The organism is Bacteroidota bacterium, from assembly GCA_016713765.1.
GTDB classification, from domain to species: Bacteria; Bacteroidota; Bacteroidia; order AKYH767-A; family 2013-40CM-41-45; genus Pollutiaquabacter; species Pollutiaquabacter aromativorans.
On record JADJON010000003.1, the window covers coordinates 104,434 to 123,206 of the forward strand.

An 18,773-nucleotide genomic window follows, 5' to 3' on the forward strand; every position below is an offset into this window, starting at 1 on the left:
TAAAGATAAAAATCAAATTTAACACGATTGTTTTTTCAAAACACCACATATGTTTGCAATAATGACGCGAATAGTCAGCCGAAATATTGAAAGTGAATTCCTGCCCTCAGCGCTCTTGAAAAATCAGAACTTACCTGTACTAGTTAGTATTTAATCTGACAGATAAGGGTTATCTTTAGGATACGAAACATAACAATAACCCCTAAACTGTCAGACAATGAATACAGAAGCTAAGTTAATCAAAACCAAGTTAGGCTTGTTGAAGTTAGCCGAACAATTGGGTAATGTATCCCAGGCGTGCAAAGTGATGGGCTATTCACGGGATAGTTTCTATCGGATCAAAGAGTTGTACGATACCGGTGGGGAGACGGCTCTGCAAGAGATCAGTCGGAAGAAGCCGATACTGGCCAATCGGATGGATATAGCCTGGGAGAACGCCATCGTACAGATGGCCACCGACTATCCGGCCTACGGTCAGCTTCGTGCATCGAACGAGTTGCGTAAGAAGGGGATTTCTGTTTCACCGGCCGGGGTACGGTATATTTGGATGCGGCATGATCTGGAGACCTTTGCCAAGCGCTTGAGCGCTTTGGAGGCGAAAGTGGCCCAAGACGGACTGATTCTCACCGAAGCGCAACTGGTTGCCATTGAAAAGAAACGGGAACAGCAGGAAGCCATTGGCGAGATTGAAACCGAGCACCCCGGTTACCTTGGAGCCCAGGACACGTATTATGTGGGCAATATCAAGGGTGTAGGCCGGATTTACCAGCAGACCTTCATCGACACCTACAGCAAAGTAGCCTTTGCCAAATTGTATGACCGTAAGAACGCCTTGACGGCAGCCGATATGCTCAACGACAAGGTGCTACCGTTCTTTGAGGAGCATGGCTTGCCGCTGCTTCGGGTACTCACAGACCGGGGTACAGAGTACAACGGCAAGCGGGAGAGTCATGAGTACAGTCTTTATCTGACACTGGAGGATATCGATCATAGCCGTACCAAGGCCCGGCATCCTCAAACCAACGGCATCTGCGAACGCTTCCATCGGACAATCCAGAACGAGTTTTATGCGGTTGCCTTCCGAAAAAAGGTCTTTGGATCGCTGGAGGAATTACAGAAGGATCTGGATCAGTGGATAGAAGAGTACAACTGTGAAAGGACACACACCGGAAAATACTGCTTTGGTAAAACACCAATGGAGACATTCCTGGACAGCATACCCTTGGCGCAAAGTAAAATGCTCGATAAATTAGCAACCGGTTAAAAGTTATTCCGGGCGACGGATCCTTAAAAATCCGTCAGACCGGAAATAACTTTTAACCAACCCTGTCTGTCAGGTGAAGTTCTAACTATTACAACTTACCTTTGGCTGTTCACTATTCACTGTTCACTATTCAGTAAAAACTATTCGCTGTTCGCTATTCACTATTCGCTGAATAACCCAACACAGCCTCCACTCAGTACGCGCCCCATTGAAAATCCTCGACCGCTATATCATCCGCAAGTTCCTGGGGACGTTCTTCTTCTCCCTGGCCTTGATCATTTTGATCGCGGTCATTTTCGACATCTCTGAAAAGATCGACGACTTCATCGAGCGCAAGGCGCCGTTCAGCAAGATCGTATTCGACTACTACTTCAACTTCATCCCCTACTTCGCCAACCTGTTCGCGCCGCTGTTCGTGTTCATCTCGGTGATCTACTTCACCGCACGCATGGCCGCCAATACGGAGATCGTCGCCATCCTGAATTCCGGCATCTCCTTTCGTCGCATGCTCCGCCCCTACTTCATGGCGGCGGGATTCCTGGCTGCGCTCTCGTTCTACTTCAACGGCTGGGTGATCCCGCACAGCAACAAAGTGAAACTCGAGTTCGAGAACGTCTACATCAAGAACCCCGTCGAATTCAAGGATCGCAACATCCATCGACAAATCAGTCCGGGTGTGTACATGTACATGGAAAGCTATAACAACGTCGACAACATCGGCTACCGCTTTTCACTCGAACGCATCGAAGACGGCAAGCGCGTGTGGTTCCTGAACTCCGACCGGATCGTGTGGGACAGCACGGCTTCCCGATGGAAAATCGAGAACTATTACATCCGCCGAATCACCGGATTTCGGGAAACCCTCACCAACGGATGGCAGCTTGACACTACGTTATCGATAAAGCCTGCAGACTTCCGCCGGCGACTTAACATTGTCGATGCGATGGATACACCGGCCCTCAGTGCTTTCATCGAAGAGGAAAAGATCAGCGGTTCCGAAAGCATCAATTCGTACCTGGTCGAGAAATACCGGCGCATCGCACTGCCGTTCTCCACGTTTATCCTGATGCTGATCGGCGTTTCCCTTTCCAGCCGGAAAGTTCGGGGAGGAATCGGCTCTCAACTTGGACTGGGGATTACCCTGAGTTTCGCTTACATCCTTTTCATGCAGGTCGCGAATACCTTCGCCATCAGTGGCTCGATCCCGGCCATGATCGCGGTCTGGATCCCGAACATCGTATTCGCTTTCGTCGCCGTTTACCTGCTACGGGTCGCCCCTAAATAGCAGCTGATTTTTCTCAGGCTTCGAGTGTCCGGGTTTGAGTACCTTTCGGCTACCCAAATCCGACTACCCATGAAAAAATCGCTACTCGCCCTGCTTTTCCTGACCGGCAGCGCCAGCGCACAATGGACATCCGACCCCAGCCTCAACACCATTGTCCACGATGACGCGGGATTGGAGGAAGTCGTTCCGCTCACAACACCGGGTGATAATGGCTCCACCATCATTTCCTGGTTCGCGGCGAACAGCTCCGGCAACTACGACTTCAAGATGCAAAAGCTGGATGTCGACGGCTACGGTCAGTGGGGAGCCACCGGAAAATTCATCAGTACCTACCCACAGAACTCCGCCCTCTTTCGCTACGACCTGACGAGCGATCTATTCGGCAACTCCGTCGTCGCCTTTCAGGACATGCGCCTGGGCATCCTTTCGGTATTTGCCTACCGGCTCGGTGCAAACGGAACATTGGGATGGAACGCAAACGGCATTCCCTGCTTCGACAGCCTTTCAACCGGGGGTATCGCACCGGATGTAGCAATTGCTCCCGGCTCGGGAAACGCCTTCGTAGCCTGGAATGCCGATGACGGCAACGACCGTTGGATCTCCATTCAGTGCATCGCCCCGAACGGATCCTTTATCTGGGGAAATACGCCGCTGCGGATCAAGGACAGCACCGGCGTGGTGAACTATAGCCGGCCTCAGGTAGTTCCGATGGCAGGGACCGACGATTTCCTGGTCTTCTACGTACAGGAAACCGGAAACTTCCCCTTCACTTCTACGATGTTCGTCCAACGCTATACCGCAGCGGGTGTCGCGGTCTGGTCGAACGCGGTACAGGTTTCCACGAAGACCATTCCTTGGGTTCACTACCCGTCAGTAATACGAGACGACGCGGACGGACTCTACATCGGTTTCAATACCTCCAACCCGGTCATGTCCACCATGAACGATGTCTATGTTCAGCACATCGATGCCAATGGCAATCTCTGGAATGCAACCGGATTCGAAGCCAGCACATCCACCACGACACACAAGGAACTAGTCGCACTGCGTGCTAACATGTCCCCGGGAGTACACTGGCTGCTGATGAAAGAACTCGACAGCAACCAGGGTCAGGCAGGTGTTACGGTCCAAAAGTTCGACAACACCGGCACGATGCTTTTAGGCGCGAACGGAGCCTCCGTCACCCCGATCAGCGCGACCTACGACGAACCCTGGGATATGCAGGAAGTCACCAACGGATACATCATCGCCTATGCCAACGGCTCCTTCGGCAACCAGGAGCTTCGCGCTATCCGCATCGACGACAACGGCGCTACCGTTTGGCCTTCACACGTGGTGATGAGCAATGTCGCCAGCAGCAAAGGCGATGGCAGCATGCTTCGCTTCCATTCCAACAATGTAGTGGTCGTATGGGACGATGAACGCCAGGACCGTGGTGTTTACGCGCAGAACATCGACATCGACGGCAACCTGGGCGTGCTCACTGCGATCGAAGCAAGCACCCAGACTCCGGAATTACAAGTCGCCCCGATACCGTTGACAACTGCATCGAACATTCTGTTGCCGCGAGACAGCAAGCTGGAGCAACGACTGGAATTGTTCGATATGCTGGGTCGTCCGCTCGGAATGCTATCCGTACCTGCTACCCGCCAGTTCGTTTCCATTCGGGAACTGCTATCGGGCGACCTGCCCTCCTCCGGTACCTTCTTGTTGCGTTATACATCGGGATCGGTATCGATTATGAAAAAGTTGATCCGATAACCGCCATTCATTCGAAATAAAAAGGCCGCGAACATGTCGCGGCCTTTTTTTGTAGGAAACTGATCCGTTACTCTGCGGCACCAAAGGTGGTTTGGTTTTCGCTGATTCCGTTCGACACGCGCAATACATACAAACCCTGTGCGAGCTTGCCTGCCCGGATGGAGTAACGGGAGGTACCCGGGGTTACGCGTTGCATTTCCGAGTGTACGATACGCCCGGTGAGATCAGTGATCGTAAAGGTCATGTCCTGCTCACGCGCAGCACTCAACTCAACGCCTACCAGGTCACGGACCGGATTCGGGAACACGCTAAGCGAACCGATACTGGCAGCTTGCTGCATGCCGAGACAAGCATCGACCCTTACTTCCTGAGAAGCGCTGTTGGTACAACCCCGGTTATCCGTATAAGTGTAAACAATTGTATGAGTTCCGATCCCGGCAATACCCGGATCAAACGCCGCGCCAACAATTCCGGGACCTGTAAACGTACCACCCAGCGGCAGCGGCAACAGGTTAACGCGACTGTTGTACACACAATACAAGGTATCAAGGCCGGAGAAGCTCACCGTGGGCGGTTGCACAAACAAAACGCGCGTGGTATCGGAATTGGAACAGCCATTCGGGTCCGTTACAGTCACCGTCCATACACCAGCCTGAGTAGCTGTAGCGGACTCCGTGACGGAAGGCCAGGGAATTCCATCAACTGCCCAGGAATACTGAAAGCCTGCTCCCAGCGGTGCATTCAGCGTTACGGAGCCGGTACCGCAATCATACAGCGTATCCGATCCGGCATTGATCGTTGCCGCGGGTTGACAGGCTGTCGAGCGCAGTCGGTAAACAGTACCGCCGAGCGCAGCGACATAAAGCTCACCCCATTTGTCTTCGCCAAAACCTACAATGGCGCTGGCACCCAAACTACCCAGGTTGGTATGGGTGAAGCCACCGGCTCCGTCAGGTTCCAGCGTCCGGATGGAAGAAACACCATAGTCGGAGAAAAAATACTTGCCATAAATATCAGCATATCGGGCGCCGCGATACACGTAACCTCCAGTCACGGAATATCCGGACGAACGCGGGTAAAAGTGAACCGGCGAAACGTAATTCGACTGAGCGAGACAACCAGCGGTATTGTAGCTGGCATTGGCTTCGTAACACCTCCAGCCGTAATTCAATCCGCCGCCGGAACCGTAGGGTTCGTAATCGATTTCTTCGTAGGTCCCTTGCCCTACATCTCCGATCCAAAGATCTCCGGTTGCACGATCGAAGCTCCAGCGCCATGGGTTCCGGACGCCCAGCGCCCAGATCTCTTCCGCGCCAAGAGAAGGATTTCCGGCAAAGGGATTGGTTGGAGGAATACTATAGGTCGGGTTGGAAGGGTCCACGGCGATGCGCAACATTTTTCCGAGCAATGAATCCGGGTTCTGCGCGCGGTTCTCCGGGTCACCGCCGGAACCTCCGTCACCCATCCCGATATAGAGATACCCGTCCTTACCGAACTGGATATGTCCGCCGTTGTGATTGGAATACGGCTGGTGGATCGTCAGCAGGATTTCTTCGCTATTCGCATCCGCGCTATCGGGATTGGTTGCACTGACATGAAAGCGGGAGATGCGCGTATCACCGTCCGGACGACGGGTGTAGTTCACATAAAACACCTGGGACGTCGCGAAGTCGGGAGGAAACGCCAGACCCAGACAACCCTGTTCGCCACTGTACAATACCCGACCGACAATGTCAAGAAACGGTACCGGGTTGATATTGCCGGCCGTATCCAGAATGTTGATCTGACCGTTCTGCTCGAGAACGAAGATCCGGCCATCGCCGCAATTCTTGATATCAACCGGTGATGTGAAGCCCGAAGCGAACGGCGTAAGCGTTACCTGGGACATGGAAGGAACGGTCAGCCCGATCAGGCTGACCAAGACGCAGAGTACTTTTTTCATAGAAGGATGGGAAGACTAGTGCTTCTTCCAAAAGTAGCAAAAGGGCACGTTTCTTCCCCGACCTGAATAAAAAAAGGGGCCCGCGGGCCCCTTAACAGGTCGTTCTTCCGTAAATCAGAAAATTACCTTAAAAGTGAGGAATACAATGGCTGAAACAAGGATCGCGTCTACGACCAACAGCATATACAAGCTGATCGGGAGACTTTCCTTTGCCTGCGCCTCGGGATAAACCGTGCGCCCTGCATCGTCTTCCTCCATGTGGTTGTAGGTAACAACAGGTTCGTTTTTCATGAGGGGTGGTTTTAACGCAGGATACAACCGGAAAAGTCGCCCGTGTGAACAAGCATTCCGTTCCGCTTTCATTTGTAAGAAATGGTCGAAAATGCGACATGAACTCCACCTGAGCACGCAAATCCCGGCGAAATCTCGTTTTGCCTCTTCCTGTACCAATGCTTAAGTTTGGGAGAAAGCCAGACTCCGATGCGAACACTCGCCTATCCCATACTATTGCTGCTCTTCATCCCAGCTTTTTGTGACGCCCAAAGCATCTTCTGGACGGAAAATTTCAATAATGGTTGTCCGGATAATTGCGAAGCCGCTACCTACACCGGACCGAACGGCAATTGGACCGTAACGTCGATCGGTACCCAGGGCTCTGTGGCGAACGAATGGTTCATCAGTTGCTCCGAAAACGGCGAAGCGGTAGGCGCCTGCGGAGCTGGCTGTGGGAACGATCAGACCCTGCACATTGGAAGCGTTCCTTGTACCCTCTGCCTGTTTTGTCCGAATGGCGATTGCGGCGCATCCTACAATGCAGGCCCGGCATTTTCAGGTGAAGACCCGACCACGGATAAACGCGCAGCATCACCCGCTATCAACACACTCGGTCGTACCGGACTAAGCATTTCTTTTCAGTACATCGAAAACGGCGCAGGCATCAACGACGACGGAAGCGTGGAATACAGCAGCGACGGTGGTGCTACCTGGACCCAGCTCGTCAATCTCGCAAAGACCAACACCTGTCCGAGCGGACAAGGCGTCTGGACAGCCTATAACGCAACGCTTCCACCTGCCTGTGAGAATGTCCCGGACCTTCGGATCGGATTCCGTTGGAAGAACAACAGCGACGGTGTAGGGACCGATCCTTCCTTTGCAGTGGACAACCTCACCTTGTCCGAATCGTCGGCTTCCCTTCCCGTTGCGCTCTTTTCTGTATCCGATACGCTTGGCTGCGATTCACTTTGCGTAACGTTCAGCGATCTGAGCACTGGAACTCCTACCACCTGGAATTGGTCGTTCCCAGGCGGCCTTCCCGCTACCTCCACAGCACAGGACCCGGGCACGATCTGCTATTCCACTCCGGGAACTTACTCCGTTACGCTGACGGTCTCCAATGGCGCAGGCAGTAACACGCAAGTGACAACCAATTTGATCCGCATCCAGGCAGGTCCGCGAGCGGATTTCAGTTGCTCGGATTCCACGATCTGCGCAGGCGATTCGATCGACTTCTTCGATCAATCGATTGGCACGATCGCATCCCGCACCTGGCTTTTTGCCGGTGGCACACCTTTCACGTCCGGCGACCTTAATCCTTCCGACATTCTGTTTTCCAATCCGGGTGCTTACACGATCACCCTGACTGTGGACGACGGACAATGCAGCAACAGCAAGTCGCAGATCAACTTCATTACCGTCCACGGCCTACCTCAGCCGGTGCTGACCGCTGCCGGCCCGGATGTCTTCTGTGATCCGATTTATCTGTCATATCAATGGTATGAGCTCAGCTCGGGTCAGTTGACGGAAACCGGCCCTTCGCTGCTGGGAGTCCCAAGCGGTTCCTACTTCGTGTTCGTTACCGACAGCAACGGTTGTAGTGGATATTCCGATACCCTTGCGGTGATCAACGATGGCTTTGGATCCGTTCATACCGCGCCGGTTTCGGTTTTTCCCAATCCTGTTGGTGATGAGCTCATACTCCGGCATATTGCAACAGCATGTTACCGGGTCGAACTCTGGAATCTGCAGGGGCAACTGCTGCAAAGCCTGGGGTTAAGCTGCAATTCGGGTAAACTACCCCTGCCGTCACTTACTCCCGGATGTTACTTGCTTCGCTTTACGAACGAACAAGGCTCTTTCCAACAACGCCTGATCAAACGATGAGCGGATGGCAGTGCGGCACGTGCTGATGATAGCCCCATGCGGTTTCTGCTCCAACCCCGAGACCGCCGGCGATAACGCATTTCAACAACAGGGAATCATCGATCCATTGGCGCATCAATCAGCGGCCTTAGCTGAATTCAACGCGGCTGTAGTCCGGCTCGAATCCGCGGGGATCCGTGTCAGCCGCTTTCAACCGCCCGACGAACAGACGCCCGATGCGCTCTTTCCGAACAATTGGTTCAGCACGCACGAGGATGGAACCCTGGTGCTGTATCCGATGAAGGCCGTTAATCGCAGGCTGGAACGACGATCGGAATTCATCGCCTGGCTGCAAACGAACTACCCCGGCACAATCGATCTCCGTCAGTTCGAACAACAGGGCATGTTTCTGGAAGGGACCGGCAGCCTGGTGTTGGATCGGATGAACCGCCTAGCTTTCTCTGCACTTTCTGATCGCACACATCCGGCCTTAGCAGAACGGTGGGCAAAGCAAATGGGCTATTGCCTGTTTACCTTTAAAACGAAGGATGAACAGGAACGACCTTACTACCACACCAATGTGGTACTATCGGTCGGTGAGCACTGGGCGATCTGGTGTCCGGATGCAATGCCCTTCGAACCGGAGAAAAAGGAATTGGAACATCTCCTCCGTCAGTTGGGCAAAGAACAGATCACCATCACGCGAAAGCAGCTCTCGGCATTCTGCGCCAACGTCCTGGAATTGGAAAATGAAAGCGGCTCGAAACTGCTGGCAGTAAGCTCGACCGCCTGGGATGCATTTACGCCTCAACAACAGCATCAGCTTCGCAGGTATTGTACTCCGCTGATCTTCGAAATTCCTGTCATCGAGAAAACAGGAGGCGGAGGCATTCGCTGTATGCTGGCAGAATTGGCTTAAGCAGAAACGCATTCATTGCGAAAGCAAGTGAAACGTAACACCCCAATGGACGGCTACACCAAATGGATAGTAATTATACGAGCTGACGCGCACCAACCCGTCCGGGTACCGAACATAGGATTCTTCAAACGCCGGACGTAGTACCGGTATATCAAACTGAAGCTGTAACGGAACGATCGAAACGATCCGGCTAAGGTGCAGCCGGGAGGTGAATCCGAAGATACCACGCATACCACCGCTCGACCTGGAAGAACTCCAAAAATATCCGCTATCGGATCGCAATTCGAATTCTTCCTCCACGACGTCGAAACCCATTCCGCAAGAAACCTGCAGTTCAAACGCCGTTCGTTGTTTTCGCGGATAGGGCAAAAAGACGAAATCAAATAATGCTGCTGCCTGCGTGAGGTGAAATTTGTATGCTAACGGTAATGGATTAAGACTGCCTACAGGTCGACCCATTAAAAGCGAAAACGTCTTGCGCTGAAGGGGCAGCTGGACGGACAATTGCAGATTGCGACGAAATCGATACGCTGCCTGCAACTTGATCTGGGTCGGTGTCGGCTTGAACTCAAGTCCCCTGGCTGCCGTGGGCATCCCGTTGGAGTTCGTAGTCAACAGACCAAAACCCGCACCCTCATAGGCATCCACCACATCCGTTTGCTCTGAATACCCGCCGCCGCCCAGCAGCAAACCCAATTGCAAACGCCGGTAGGGAAGAAAATGAACCGCCGGTTCGCGATACGTCGGCGAATAATACTCACGTTCGCCGCTCAGGAACTCGAGCTTTCGTAAGCTGTCCGTTCGCAATACCAACACCTCTTCCCTTCTACCCTTCCCTGCCCGAACGATTAAGCTGTCGTTGGTCTGCCGGATCAGTCGGCCGGTAACCGTCTCCTCGCTCCGCAGGTGAATGATCACTTTCCGGGTACGGGGTGTGTCGCTCGTGTAGGCATTGAAATAAATGCTCTCGCCGGAAGCATAGGTTAACGAGGTAAGATCCTGCTTGGAGATCCTTCGCGAGACCCCGGTCTGAGGATTCGTACTGAAACGAATGAAACCGAATCCGGATTGTTGAACGGCCCCGCGTTCGATACTGCCGTCTTTGTACCGCACGATATCCTGGCCGTAAACGTGGGCACTGAACAGCACCAACACAATCGATAACCACCAACGCCTGGTCAGCATGCGCGAGAAGAAGCTATCGTACTGCAAGCCGGCAGCCATGATCACATGTTGCGCCGGTACTGACCGCCGACGGCGAAAAGGGATTTGGTGATCTGTCCCAGGGAACAATACTTCACTGCTTCCATCAGCTCGGAGAACATGTTCTTGTTCTGAACGGCCGCCAGTTGCAGGCTCTTCAGTTGATCGCCCGCCTTCTTTTCATTTCGCGCGTGGAGGTCTTTCAACATGCTGATCTGGTACTCCTTCTCTTCCGTCGTTGCCCGGATCACTTCAGCCGGTATGACGGTCGGCGATCCTTTCGAGGACAGGAAGGTGTTCACGCCGATGATCGGGAACTCGCCGGTATGCTTCAGGGTCTCATAGTAAAGACTCTCCTCCTGGATCTTGCCGCGCTGGTACATGGTCTCCATAGCGCCCAAGACGCCGCCACGTTCCGTGATGCGATCGAACTCGGCCATCACCGCCTCCTCGACGAGATCCGTCAACTCTTCGATGATGAACGAACCCTGCATCGGGTTCTCATTCTTGGCAAGGCCCAGTTCTTTATTGATGATCAGCTGGATCGCCATGGCCCGACGAACGCTTTCCTCCGTAGGCGTCGTGATGGCTTCGTCGTAGGCGTTGGTGTGAAGGCTGTTGCAGTTGTCATAGATGGCATACAAGGCCTGCAGCGTGGTCCGGATGTCGTTGAAGTCGATCTCCTGCGCATGCAGAGAGCGGCCGGAAGTCTGAATGTGATACTTGAGCAACTGCGATCGCTCGTCGGCTCCGTACTTCTGCTTCATCGCCTTCGCCCAAATCCTGCGTGCAACCCGACCGATCACCGCGTATTCCGGATCGATCCCGTTGCTGAAAAAGAAACTCAGGTTCGGCGCGAACGCGTTGATGTCCATCCCGCGCGAACGGTAATACTCCACATAGGTGAATCCATTCGCGAGCGTAAAGGCCAGTTGGGTGATCGGATTGGCGCCCGCTTCGGCAATGTGGTAGCCGGATATGGAAACGGAATAAAAATTCCGCACTTTTTTCTCGATAAAATACTGTTGCACGTCGCCCATGAGGCGAAGCGAAAATTCTGTCGAGAAAATACAGGTATTCTGCGCCTGGTCTTCTTTGAGAATATCCGCCTGCACCGTACCGCGCACGACTTGCACGGTGTGGGCCTTGATCTTATCGTACACTTCCTTCGGCAAGACCTGGTCACCCGTCACGCCCAGCAACATCAGGCCCAGACCGTCGTTACCTTCGGGCAACGGCCCCTGGTAAGCCGGTCGAGCCGTGCCGGCTGCCGCGTAGATCGCCCGGATCTTCGCCTCCACTTCCTGCTCAAGTCCGTGCTGCCGGATGTACAGTTCGCACTGCTGATCGATCGCGGCGTTCATGAAAAAGCCGGTGAGGATCGCAGCAGGACCGTTGATGGTCATCGATACCGATGTCTTCGGATCGGCAAGATTGAATCCGCTGTACAGCTTCTTCGCATCATCCAGGCAACAGATGGACACGCCGCTGTTACCGATCTTACCGTAAATATCCGGGCGATAATCAGGATCGTGACCGTAAAGAGTCACCGAGTCGAATGCTGTCGACAACCGCTTGGCAGGCATTCCCTTGCTCACATAATGGAAACGACGGTTGGTACGCTCAGGTCCGCCTTCGCCGGCGAACATGCGCGTGGGATCTTCTTCCGTCCGCTTGAAGGGGTACACCCCCGCGGTAAAAGGAAACTCGCCCGGAAAATTCTCCTGCAGGCTCCAACGCAATACTTCACCCCAGGCTTCAAATTTCGGCGTGGCGATCTTGGGAATGTGTGTCCTCGACAGGGATTCGGTAAAGGTCTTCACCTTGACTTCCTTGTCGCGGACTTTGTAGGTATAGACTTCATCCCGGAACTGCTGGACCTTCCGGGGCCATTCCTGCAGTGCCTTCTTGTTCTGTCCGTCGAGCTTCAACTCGGTCTGCTCGTACAGTTTGTCAAGCGCCAATTTAACGGGAGCCTTCTCCGCGAGATCCGAAGCATCCAGGGTTTCCAGTGATTTCCGGATGGCAAACAGCCGCTGCGCGATGTCCGCCTGGTCTTTCACCCATTGATTGTAGTTGCGGATCGATTCGCTGATCTCGCTCAGGTAACGGGTTCGTGCCGGAGGAATGATGTAGATCTTCTCCGACATCTCTCCGGTGATCTCGAACTTGCTCTCGAATCCCGCTTCCAGTTTTTCGTTCAACTTGTCGATCAGTTTGCGGTAAAGCCGGTTCATTCCCGGATCGTTGAACTGCGAAGCGATCGTCCCGAAAACCGGCATCGCTTCCGGATCCTGGTCCCACAACTGATGGTTCCGCTGATATTGCTTCTTGACGTCGCGCAACGCGTCGAGCGCGCCGCGCTTGTCGAACTTGTTCAACGCGATCACGTCGGCGAAGTCGAGCATATCGATCTTTTCCAACTGCGATGCGGCGCCATACTCCGGTGTCATCACGTACAAGGAAACATCCGAATGATCCAGGATCTCGGTATCGCTTTGTCCGATACCGGATGTCTCCAGGATAATGAGATCGTATTGGGCCGCCTTCAGGATGTCGACTGCGTCCTTGACGTATTTCGACAAGGCCAGATTCGACTGGCGGGTGGCCAGTGAACGCATGTACACGCGCGGGTGATGAATGGAATTCATCCGGATACGATCGCCCAGCAGGGCACCGCCGGTCTTGCGCTTGGAAGGGTCCACCGAAACGATGGCGATGGTTTTATCCGAAAAGTCGATGAGAAATCGTCGGACCAACTCGTCGACAAGCGATGATTTCCCCGCGCCTCCCGTTCCGGTAATGCCCAGTACCGGCACCTTCTTCGAGCCGACGAGTTTATCGAGATCCCGATGTACCTTGCTAAACTCGTCCGGATTATTCTCGGCACAAGAGATCAGTTTCGCCACCACGCGCGGCTCACGTTCTCCCAAGCGCTTCACTTCTCCATTCAGGTTAATGCCAGTGGGGAAATCACACTGCTTCAGCAGGTCGTTGATCATGCCCTGCAAGCCCATCGAGCGACCGTCGTCCGGTGAATAGATCCGGGTGATGCCGTATGCATGCAGTTCACTGATCTCTTCCGGAAGAATGACACCGCCGCCCCCACCGAAAATCTTGATGTGTCCGCAGCCCTTTTCCTTCAACAGGTCATACATGTACTTGAAGTACTCAATATGTCCGCCCTGATAGCTGGTCATGGCGATCGCCTGCACGTCCTCCTGGATCGCGCAATCGACCACTTCCTGAACCGAACGATCGTGACCCAGGTGAATCACTTCCGCGCCACTGCTTTGAATGATCCGGCGCATGATGTTGATAGCGGCATCGTGCCCGTCAAAAAGCGAGGCAGCGGTAACAATCCGGATCTTATTCTGGGGAACGTAAACGGTCGGCTTTTTCATACTTCGGGGTAATCTCGCAAAGATAAAACTCCGGGGCTAACCTTTTGTTCCGTTTAGCCGGGCCAAGCCAGTTCTAGGGTGCTAATTACCAGTTGTTTACAGACCGACAGCCCTTGATGCTATTTTCACGGACAAGGCTGATTCCTTCGAATGACTTTTCACCCTTCTTCATCGGATTCATTTCCCTAAATTCAAGCGGGAATCCTATGCAGTTTCGTTTTACCTGGCTAATACCCGTCCTACTGATCATCTTGATGGGATTCAGTTGGCAACCTCCATCTTCCTCCCTGCCGGAGTTCGATACGCAAACCCTCGTATCGCTGCGCAACAGTGACGTCATGGCTTTGGAGAAATCCCTGGCCGAACTTCGTAAGACTGCCCTTCGATCTGACGACCCGATCCGGGATAGCCTACTTCGGGAACGATGGATCGACGTTCGCGTTCATTTCAGGTTGCTGGAAGAATGGTTGTTGTTAACCGACCGGAAACTTTTCAAACGCTGGAACGGCCCCCCGCTCGAGCGTCCGGAAGAAGAGGAAGCGTTTGCACCCATCTTACCACCGGCAGGCTTACAAGCACTCGAACCTGCGCTTTTCGATTCAGCCGGACCGCAACGTCGAAAAGAATTGCAGGCACAATTCGAGTCGATCAGGAACCTGGTGCAGCGCCTGAAACTGCATGCGACGAATGAATATTCCAGCGAGCGAAGCTACCTGCGCCTATGCCACCGCCAACTCTTGCGACTGTTTCTCACCGGCCTCACCCAGATGGAAACGCCGGTCAGCCGGATCGCGTTCGAAGAGGCCGCACGAACACTGGATGAACAGGCAAGACGACTTTCGCTTTTGACCCAACCGGAATTCGAAGGTTCCCGGCTTGCCCTGAAGAATTTCGTCGCCCAACTCGCTACTGCAGCGCGGACACTTCGATCATCCGGCAAAGATTCGGAGCCCGACTACTACACACTCTATACGCAATGCTTCCTTCCGCTGAGCGACGCGTTTTCCCGCTACCTCATCACCCGCTTTCCCGACTGGGATTCGACTGACCCGGTCAACCCGGCCGTTCGATCCGTGTTCGACCGCAACGCTTTCCTGCTGGACAAGTTCATGCCGGCAAAGCACGAAGGCGACCACGAGCTGCTGGCTGCAATCGGTCGTATGCTATTTTTCGATCCGGCGCTTTCATCCAACAATGAACGCAGTTGCGCGAGTTGCCACCAGCCCGACAAAGCCTTTACGGATGGACAACTCACCAGTCACGGTGTTCAGCATGGATCGGTTTTACGCCGCAACGCCCCCACCCTCATCAATGCAATGCTGCAGCAAAGCCTGTTCTTCGACCTGCGCGTAGTCAATCCCGAAAACCAGGCGGGAGAGGTCCTGAACAACTCCGAAGAAATGCATGGCGATGCTTCCGTGATCGCGGAAAAACTTCAGGGCTCACCAGGCTACCGTGAGTTATTTCGCAAAGCCTTTGCCGGTTCCGAAGACACCCTTATCACACCGGCATCCATCGTGCTGGCCATCGCGGAATACGAACGCCGGTTGATTGCCTTGAACTCGGAATTCGATCTTGCCATGCGCGGAGAAAGCCAGCTACCATCCGAAGCGATTTCAGGATTCAACCTCTTCGTTGGCAAAGGCCGTTGCGCCAGCTGTCATTTCGTTCCGCTTTTCAACGGAACTGTTCCACCCGACTACTGGGAATCGGAAGCCGAAGTGCTCAATGTTCCTGCCACTTCCGACCCTGCGCACGCCCGCCCCGATCCCGATCCCGGGCGTGCCGGCTTTCTCGACCTGAAAGGTTTCAAAGGCGCTTTCAAGACACCGACCTTACGCAACATCGCCCTGACGGCTCCTTACATGCACCAGGGCGTCTATGAAACGCTGGAAGAAGTGATCGCATTCTACAATCGCGGCGGAGGCGCGGGCTTGGGTATGCTGGATCCGGAGCCGACACTCGACCCTGAACCGCTCAACCTGACGGAAGAAGAACAACAACACCTCATCGCGTTCCTGCAGACACTGACGGACACCAGCGGCACTACCGCATTGCCGGACTCGCTGCCGTCTTTCCCGGATGATCCCCGCCTTCGCAACCGCAGGCCGGGAGGCGCATATTGATTAGAACCGTATGACTCAGGCAATACGACTGGTCCCCGTCACTACGCAGCAGGAATTGAGGACGTATGTGCTGCTTCCCGAGATCATCAATACGCGTCCCAATTTTGTGCCCCCGGTCTGGTCGGATGAGTTCAGCTTCCACGATCCGAAGAAAAATCCGGCGCTCCAGCAGTGCGACACGATCCGCTACCTGGCCTATGTGGGCAACCGGGCCGTTGGTAGGATCATGGGAATCATCCACCATGAGTACAACAGCCGCAAAAAGGAAAAGACCGGTCGATTTTACCAACTCGAGGCCATCAACGACCCGATGGTTGTCCATACCCTGTTGCAAGCGATCCGAGACTGGTGCAAGGAGCGCGGCATGCAACGCCTGATAGGACCGTTTGGGCTTTCCGACAAAGACCCGCAGGGCCTGCAGTTGGAAGGATTCGAACACCTGCCCGTGATCGCGACCGCGACGAATCCGGATTTCCTGCCACCAATGTTGGAAGGCGAAGGCATGACGAAGCTGATCGATTGCCTGGTGTACCAACTGGAGATTCCTCAGTCGGTTCCGGACCTCTACCGGCGTATCGCGGAACGAACGCTTCGCAACAGTCGCCTGCGCGTACTGTCTTTTTCCAAACGTGCTTCGCTCAAACCGTTCATCGTACCCGTGCTTCGACTCGTAAACGAGACCTACAAGGATCTGCTCGGCTTCCAGACCATGAGTGAAGCGGAGATGCGCAAGCTGGCCGCGCAATACCTACCACTCCTGAAACCCGAACTTGTCAAGATGATCGTCGACGATCATGCCGCGCCGGTAGCCTTCGTCATCGCGGTTCCGGATTTCAGCGAAGGCTTGCGCAAAGCAAGGGGTCGTCTGTTGCCATTCGGCTTTCTGCACCTCTTGCAGTCCATGAAAAGAACCCAACAATTGGATTTGCTGCTGGGTGCGGTCCGCTCCGATTTTCAAGGACGGGGACTGACGCCCGTCCTGGGCATCAACTTGTTCGAAAGTGCCCGTAAGCGCGGACTGACGTGCATCGACAGCCACCTGATCCTCGAATCGAACACCCGCATGCGCGCGGAAATGGAACGGCTTGGCGCCGTCGTATATAAACGGTACAGGGTTTACCAGCAGGAACTCCGGTCAGAGTCCTAGCTTGCGCAGCCGACTTCGTAACCCGGGACTCGCCTTTTCCCGAAGCAAACCGGCGACGGCTTTGAATTCTCCTTCCAGTTCCGGGTAACGTTGCACCATGGCGTGTACAATGGTCAACGCGTAAGCATGTACCGCAATGGGTTGTGAACGATCTGCTAACCAGCCCAGACAGGCCTCCAGTACTTCGGATTCAAGCGCCTCCGGTACACCCGAGCATTCAAGCACTTTCAATAGATTCCGCCTGATCGCATCATGACAGGGCCGGCGGGACCGCTGCAAGGCCTTCTTCCACCAGGGACGCATCAAGCCGGGATGACGACAAGCCACCTTGCTCATTACCCAGGCGGCACGTTGCGAGAGAACGGGATCTTCGCCGAGATAGCGGCGCATTAACGACCCAAACAACAGGGAACTTTCCCCGATCTCCCGCGCGATCCGTTCCGTTTGCTGCAACGAATGACGTTCAGCTAGTAATCGGTCAATAAGCCCTGCTCCCGATACTCCTTTGGATTTATTTATTGAAGCGGCAGACTTCATTGAACGGCGTATCGTTCCCGTTGAAAATCCAGAAAGGCAGCAAAATCACTCCCGAATTGCATCCGAAATACGCGATCCAGCGAATCTTTCATCGCATCATACCGGATATAATTTAAAAAGTAGGCATTGTTCGGACGAGTACCGGAAAACCGCCGTTTAGCCCGGAGCGTATCATGAACGGTCACGGTATCCAATGCACTCAGCACCGAATCGATCATGTCGCGTTTCAACAACTGCTTTTCCGCGATTCCCCATTTGTAAAATTCTCGGGTCTGATAAACTGAATCCAGCCATTCGGTACCACGCACCAGGTGACGGGCCAGTGCATTGTAATCATGCAGGAAATCAAGATACCGAATGGTCTCTGGCGCCTCCGCGCCGAAGTGGGCGTTTAGAAATCGCTTCGCCCCTTCTTCGCCAATGAAACTCGCCAGGTTCTCATTGAAATCGACCTCGCCCGGAACATACAGGGTGGCATGCGTCATTTCATGAATGATCAGCTCCGCCAATCTTCCTTGTCCACGCCTCAGCATTCCGGAGAGGATCGGATCCCTGAACCACCCCAACGTGCTCCATGCTCCCACTTCGCCGTAGTCGATGTCGAACCCGCTCTCCTCCAACAGCCGCGCTTCACGCTCGCCGACTTCCTTTCGAAAGAACCCTTTATAGGACACCGTACCCACTACCGGGAATTTCCATTGGTAAGGCCGGATACGAAAGACTTCACTGGCCGTCAGGACCCACAACAACGGCTGACCGTGCTGGTCGTAGTAGGTGGTATAGTTCCTGGTATCGCGCAATCCCAGCGAGTCGATGGCAAAGCGTCTGACTGCATGGATATAAGTCAACTGAGCTTTGACGCTGTCAGGTGTTGTCGGATCTGCCAACACTTCATCAACGCTACGCGCATTCCACACGATGGACAACTGACCGCGCAACTGCATCCATCCGTAGCCCAACAGTTGGTGATACCAGATAGCCAGCAAAAAAAGTAAAACGACCATCAGCTCGATGATCCTGCCGATGGTCGTTCGAATATTCATCAT

13 protein-coding genes are annotated in these 18,773 nt (G+C 54.0%); 7 read left to right on the top strand and 6 right to left on the bottom strand.

From position 1 onward, the window contains the following. The first annotated feature begins 217 nt into the window (after nt 1-217). From IPJ96_11220 to IPJ96_11230, 3 genes are all read left to right on the top strand, one after another. On the top strand, nt 218-1,264 hold the full coding sequence (locus tag IPJ96_11220) for an IS481 family transposase (GenBank protein MBK7910904.1): 1,047 nt from the start codon (nt 218-220) through the stop codon (nt 1,262-1,264). 208 nt (nt 1,265-1,472) lie between these two features. Further along, nucleotides 1,473-2,549 carry an LptF/LptG family permease gene (locus tag IPJ96_11225; GenBank protein ID MBK7910905.1) on the top strand — a complete coding sequence of 359 codons (1,077 nt, stop codon included), beginning with the start codon at nt 1,473-1,475 and terminating at the stop codon, nt 2,547-2,549. A gap of 69 nt (nt 2,550-2,618) precedes the next feature. Next, nucleotides 2,619-4,310: a hypothetical protein gene (locus tag IPJ96_11230; protein MBK7910906.1), complete on the top strand. Its 1,692-nt coding sequence runs from the start codon at nt 2,619-2,621 to the stop codon at nt 4,308-4,310. Between the two features lie 67 nt (nt 4,311-4,377). On the opposite strand, the gene IPJ96_11235 is transcribed toward IPJ96_11230, so the two are convergent. Then, nucleotides 4,378-6,252, bottom strand: coding sequence for a PQQ-dependent sugar dehydrogenase (locus tag IPJ96_11235; GenBank protein ID MBK7910907.1), 1,875 nt, complete (start codon nt 6,250-6,252; stop codon nt 4,378-4,380). A gap of 114 nt (nt 6,253-6,366) precedes the next feature. Next, a complete protein-coding gene (locus IPJ96_11240) occupies nt 6,367-6,543 on the bottom strand; it encodes a hypothetical protein (GenBank protein ID MBK7910908.1) in 177 nt (58 codons plus the stop codon). 189 nt (nt 6,544-6,732) lie between these two features. Between IPJ96_11240 and IPJ96_11245 the strand changes: the two genes are divergently transcribed. Both IPJ96_11245 and IPJ96_11250 read left to right on the top strand, forming a co-directional pair. Then, a complete protein-coding gene (locus IPJ96_11245) occupies nt 6,733-8,412 on the top strand; it encodes a PKD domain-containing protein (protein ID MBK7910909.1) in 1,680 nt (559 codons plus the stop codon). 4 nt (nt 8,413-8,416) lie between these two features. After that, the gene (locus tag IPJ96_11250) at nt 8,417-9,310 is read left to right on the top strand and encodes an amidinotransferase (GenBank protein MBK7910910.1); all 894 of its coding nucleotides are present in this window, start codon (nt 8,417-8,419) and stop codon (nt 9,308-9,310) included. A 12-nt stretch (nt 9,311-9,322) separates the two neighbouring features. On the opposite strand, the gene IPJ96_11255 is transcribed toward IPJ96_11250, so the two are convergent. Together IPJ96_11255 and IPJ96_11260 are read right to left on the bottom strand one after the other, a co-directional pair. Beyond that, nucleotides 9,323-10,534, bottom strand: coding sequence for a hypothetical protein (locus IPJ96_11255; protein MBK7910911.1), 1,212 nt, complete (start codon nt 10,532-10,534; stop codon nt 9,323-9,325). Nucleotides 10,535-10,536: 2 nt separating this feature from the next. Then, complete coding sequence (locus tag IPJ96_11260) at nt 10,537-13,917, bottom strand: methylmalonyl-CoA mutase family protein (GenBank protein ID MBK7910912.1); 3,381 nt, start codon at nt 13,915-13,917, stop codon at nt 10,537-10,539. A gap of 206 nt (nt 13,918-14,123) precedes the next feature. Here IPJ96_11260 and IPJ96_11265 point away from each other — a divergent pair, with 206 nt between their 5' ends. Continuing rightward, a complete protein-coding gene (locus tag IPJ96_11265) occupies nt 14,124-16,043 on the top strand; it encodes a hypothetical protein (protein MBK7910913.1) in 1,920 nt (639 codons plus the stop codon). Between the two features lie 10 nt (nt 16,044-16,053). Next, nucleotides 16,054-17,190 carry a hypothetical protein gene (locus IPJ96_11270; protein MBK7910914.1) on the top strand — a complete coding sequence of 379 codons (1,137 nt, stop codon included), beginning with the start codon at nt 16,054-16,056 and terminating at the stop codon, nt 17,188-17,190. Here the strand turns inward: IPJ96_11270 and IPJ96_11275 are convergent. Then, the gene (locus IPJ96_11275; GenBank protein ID MBK7910915.1) at nt 17,179-17,580 is read right to left on the bottom strand and encodes a hypothetical protein; all 402 of its coding nucleotides are present in this window, start codon (nt 17,578-17,580) and stop codon (nt 17,179-17,181) included. The two genes, IPJ96_11270 and IPJ96_11275, sit on opposite strands and share 12 nt — an antisense overlap. Nucleotides 17,581-17,723: 143 nt before the next feature. After that, entirely contained in the window at nt 17,724-18,773 is a 1,050-nt protein-coding gene (locus IPJ96_11280) for an aminopeptidase (protein ID MBK7910916.1), read from the bottom strand.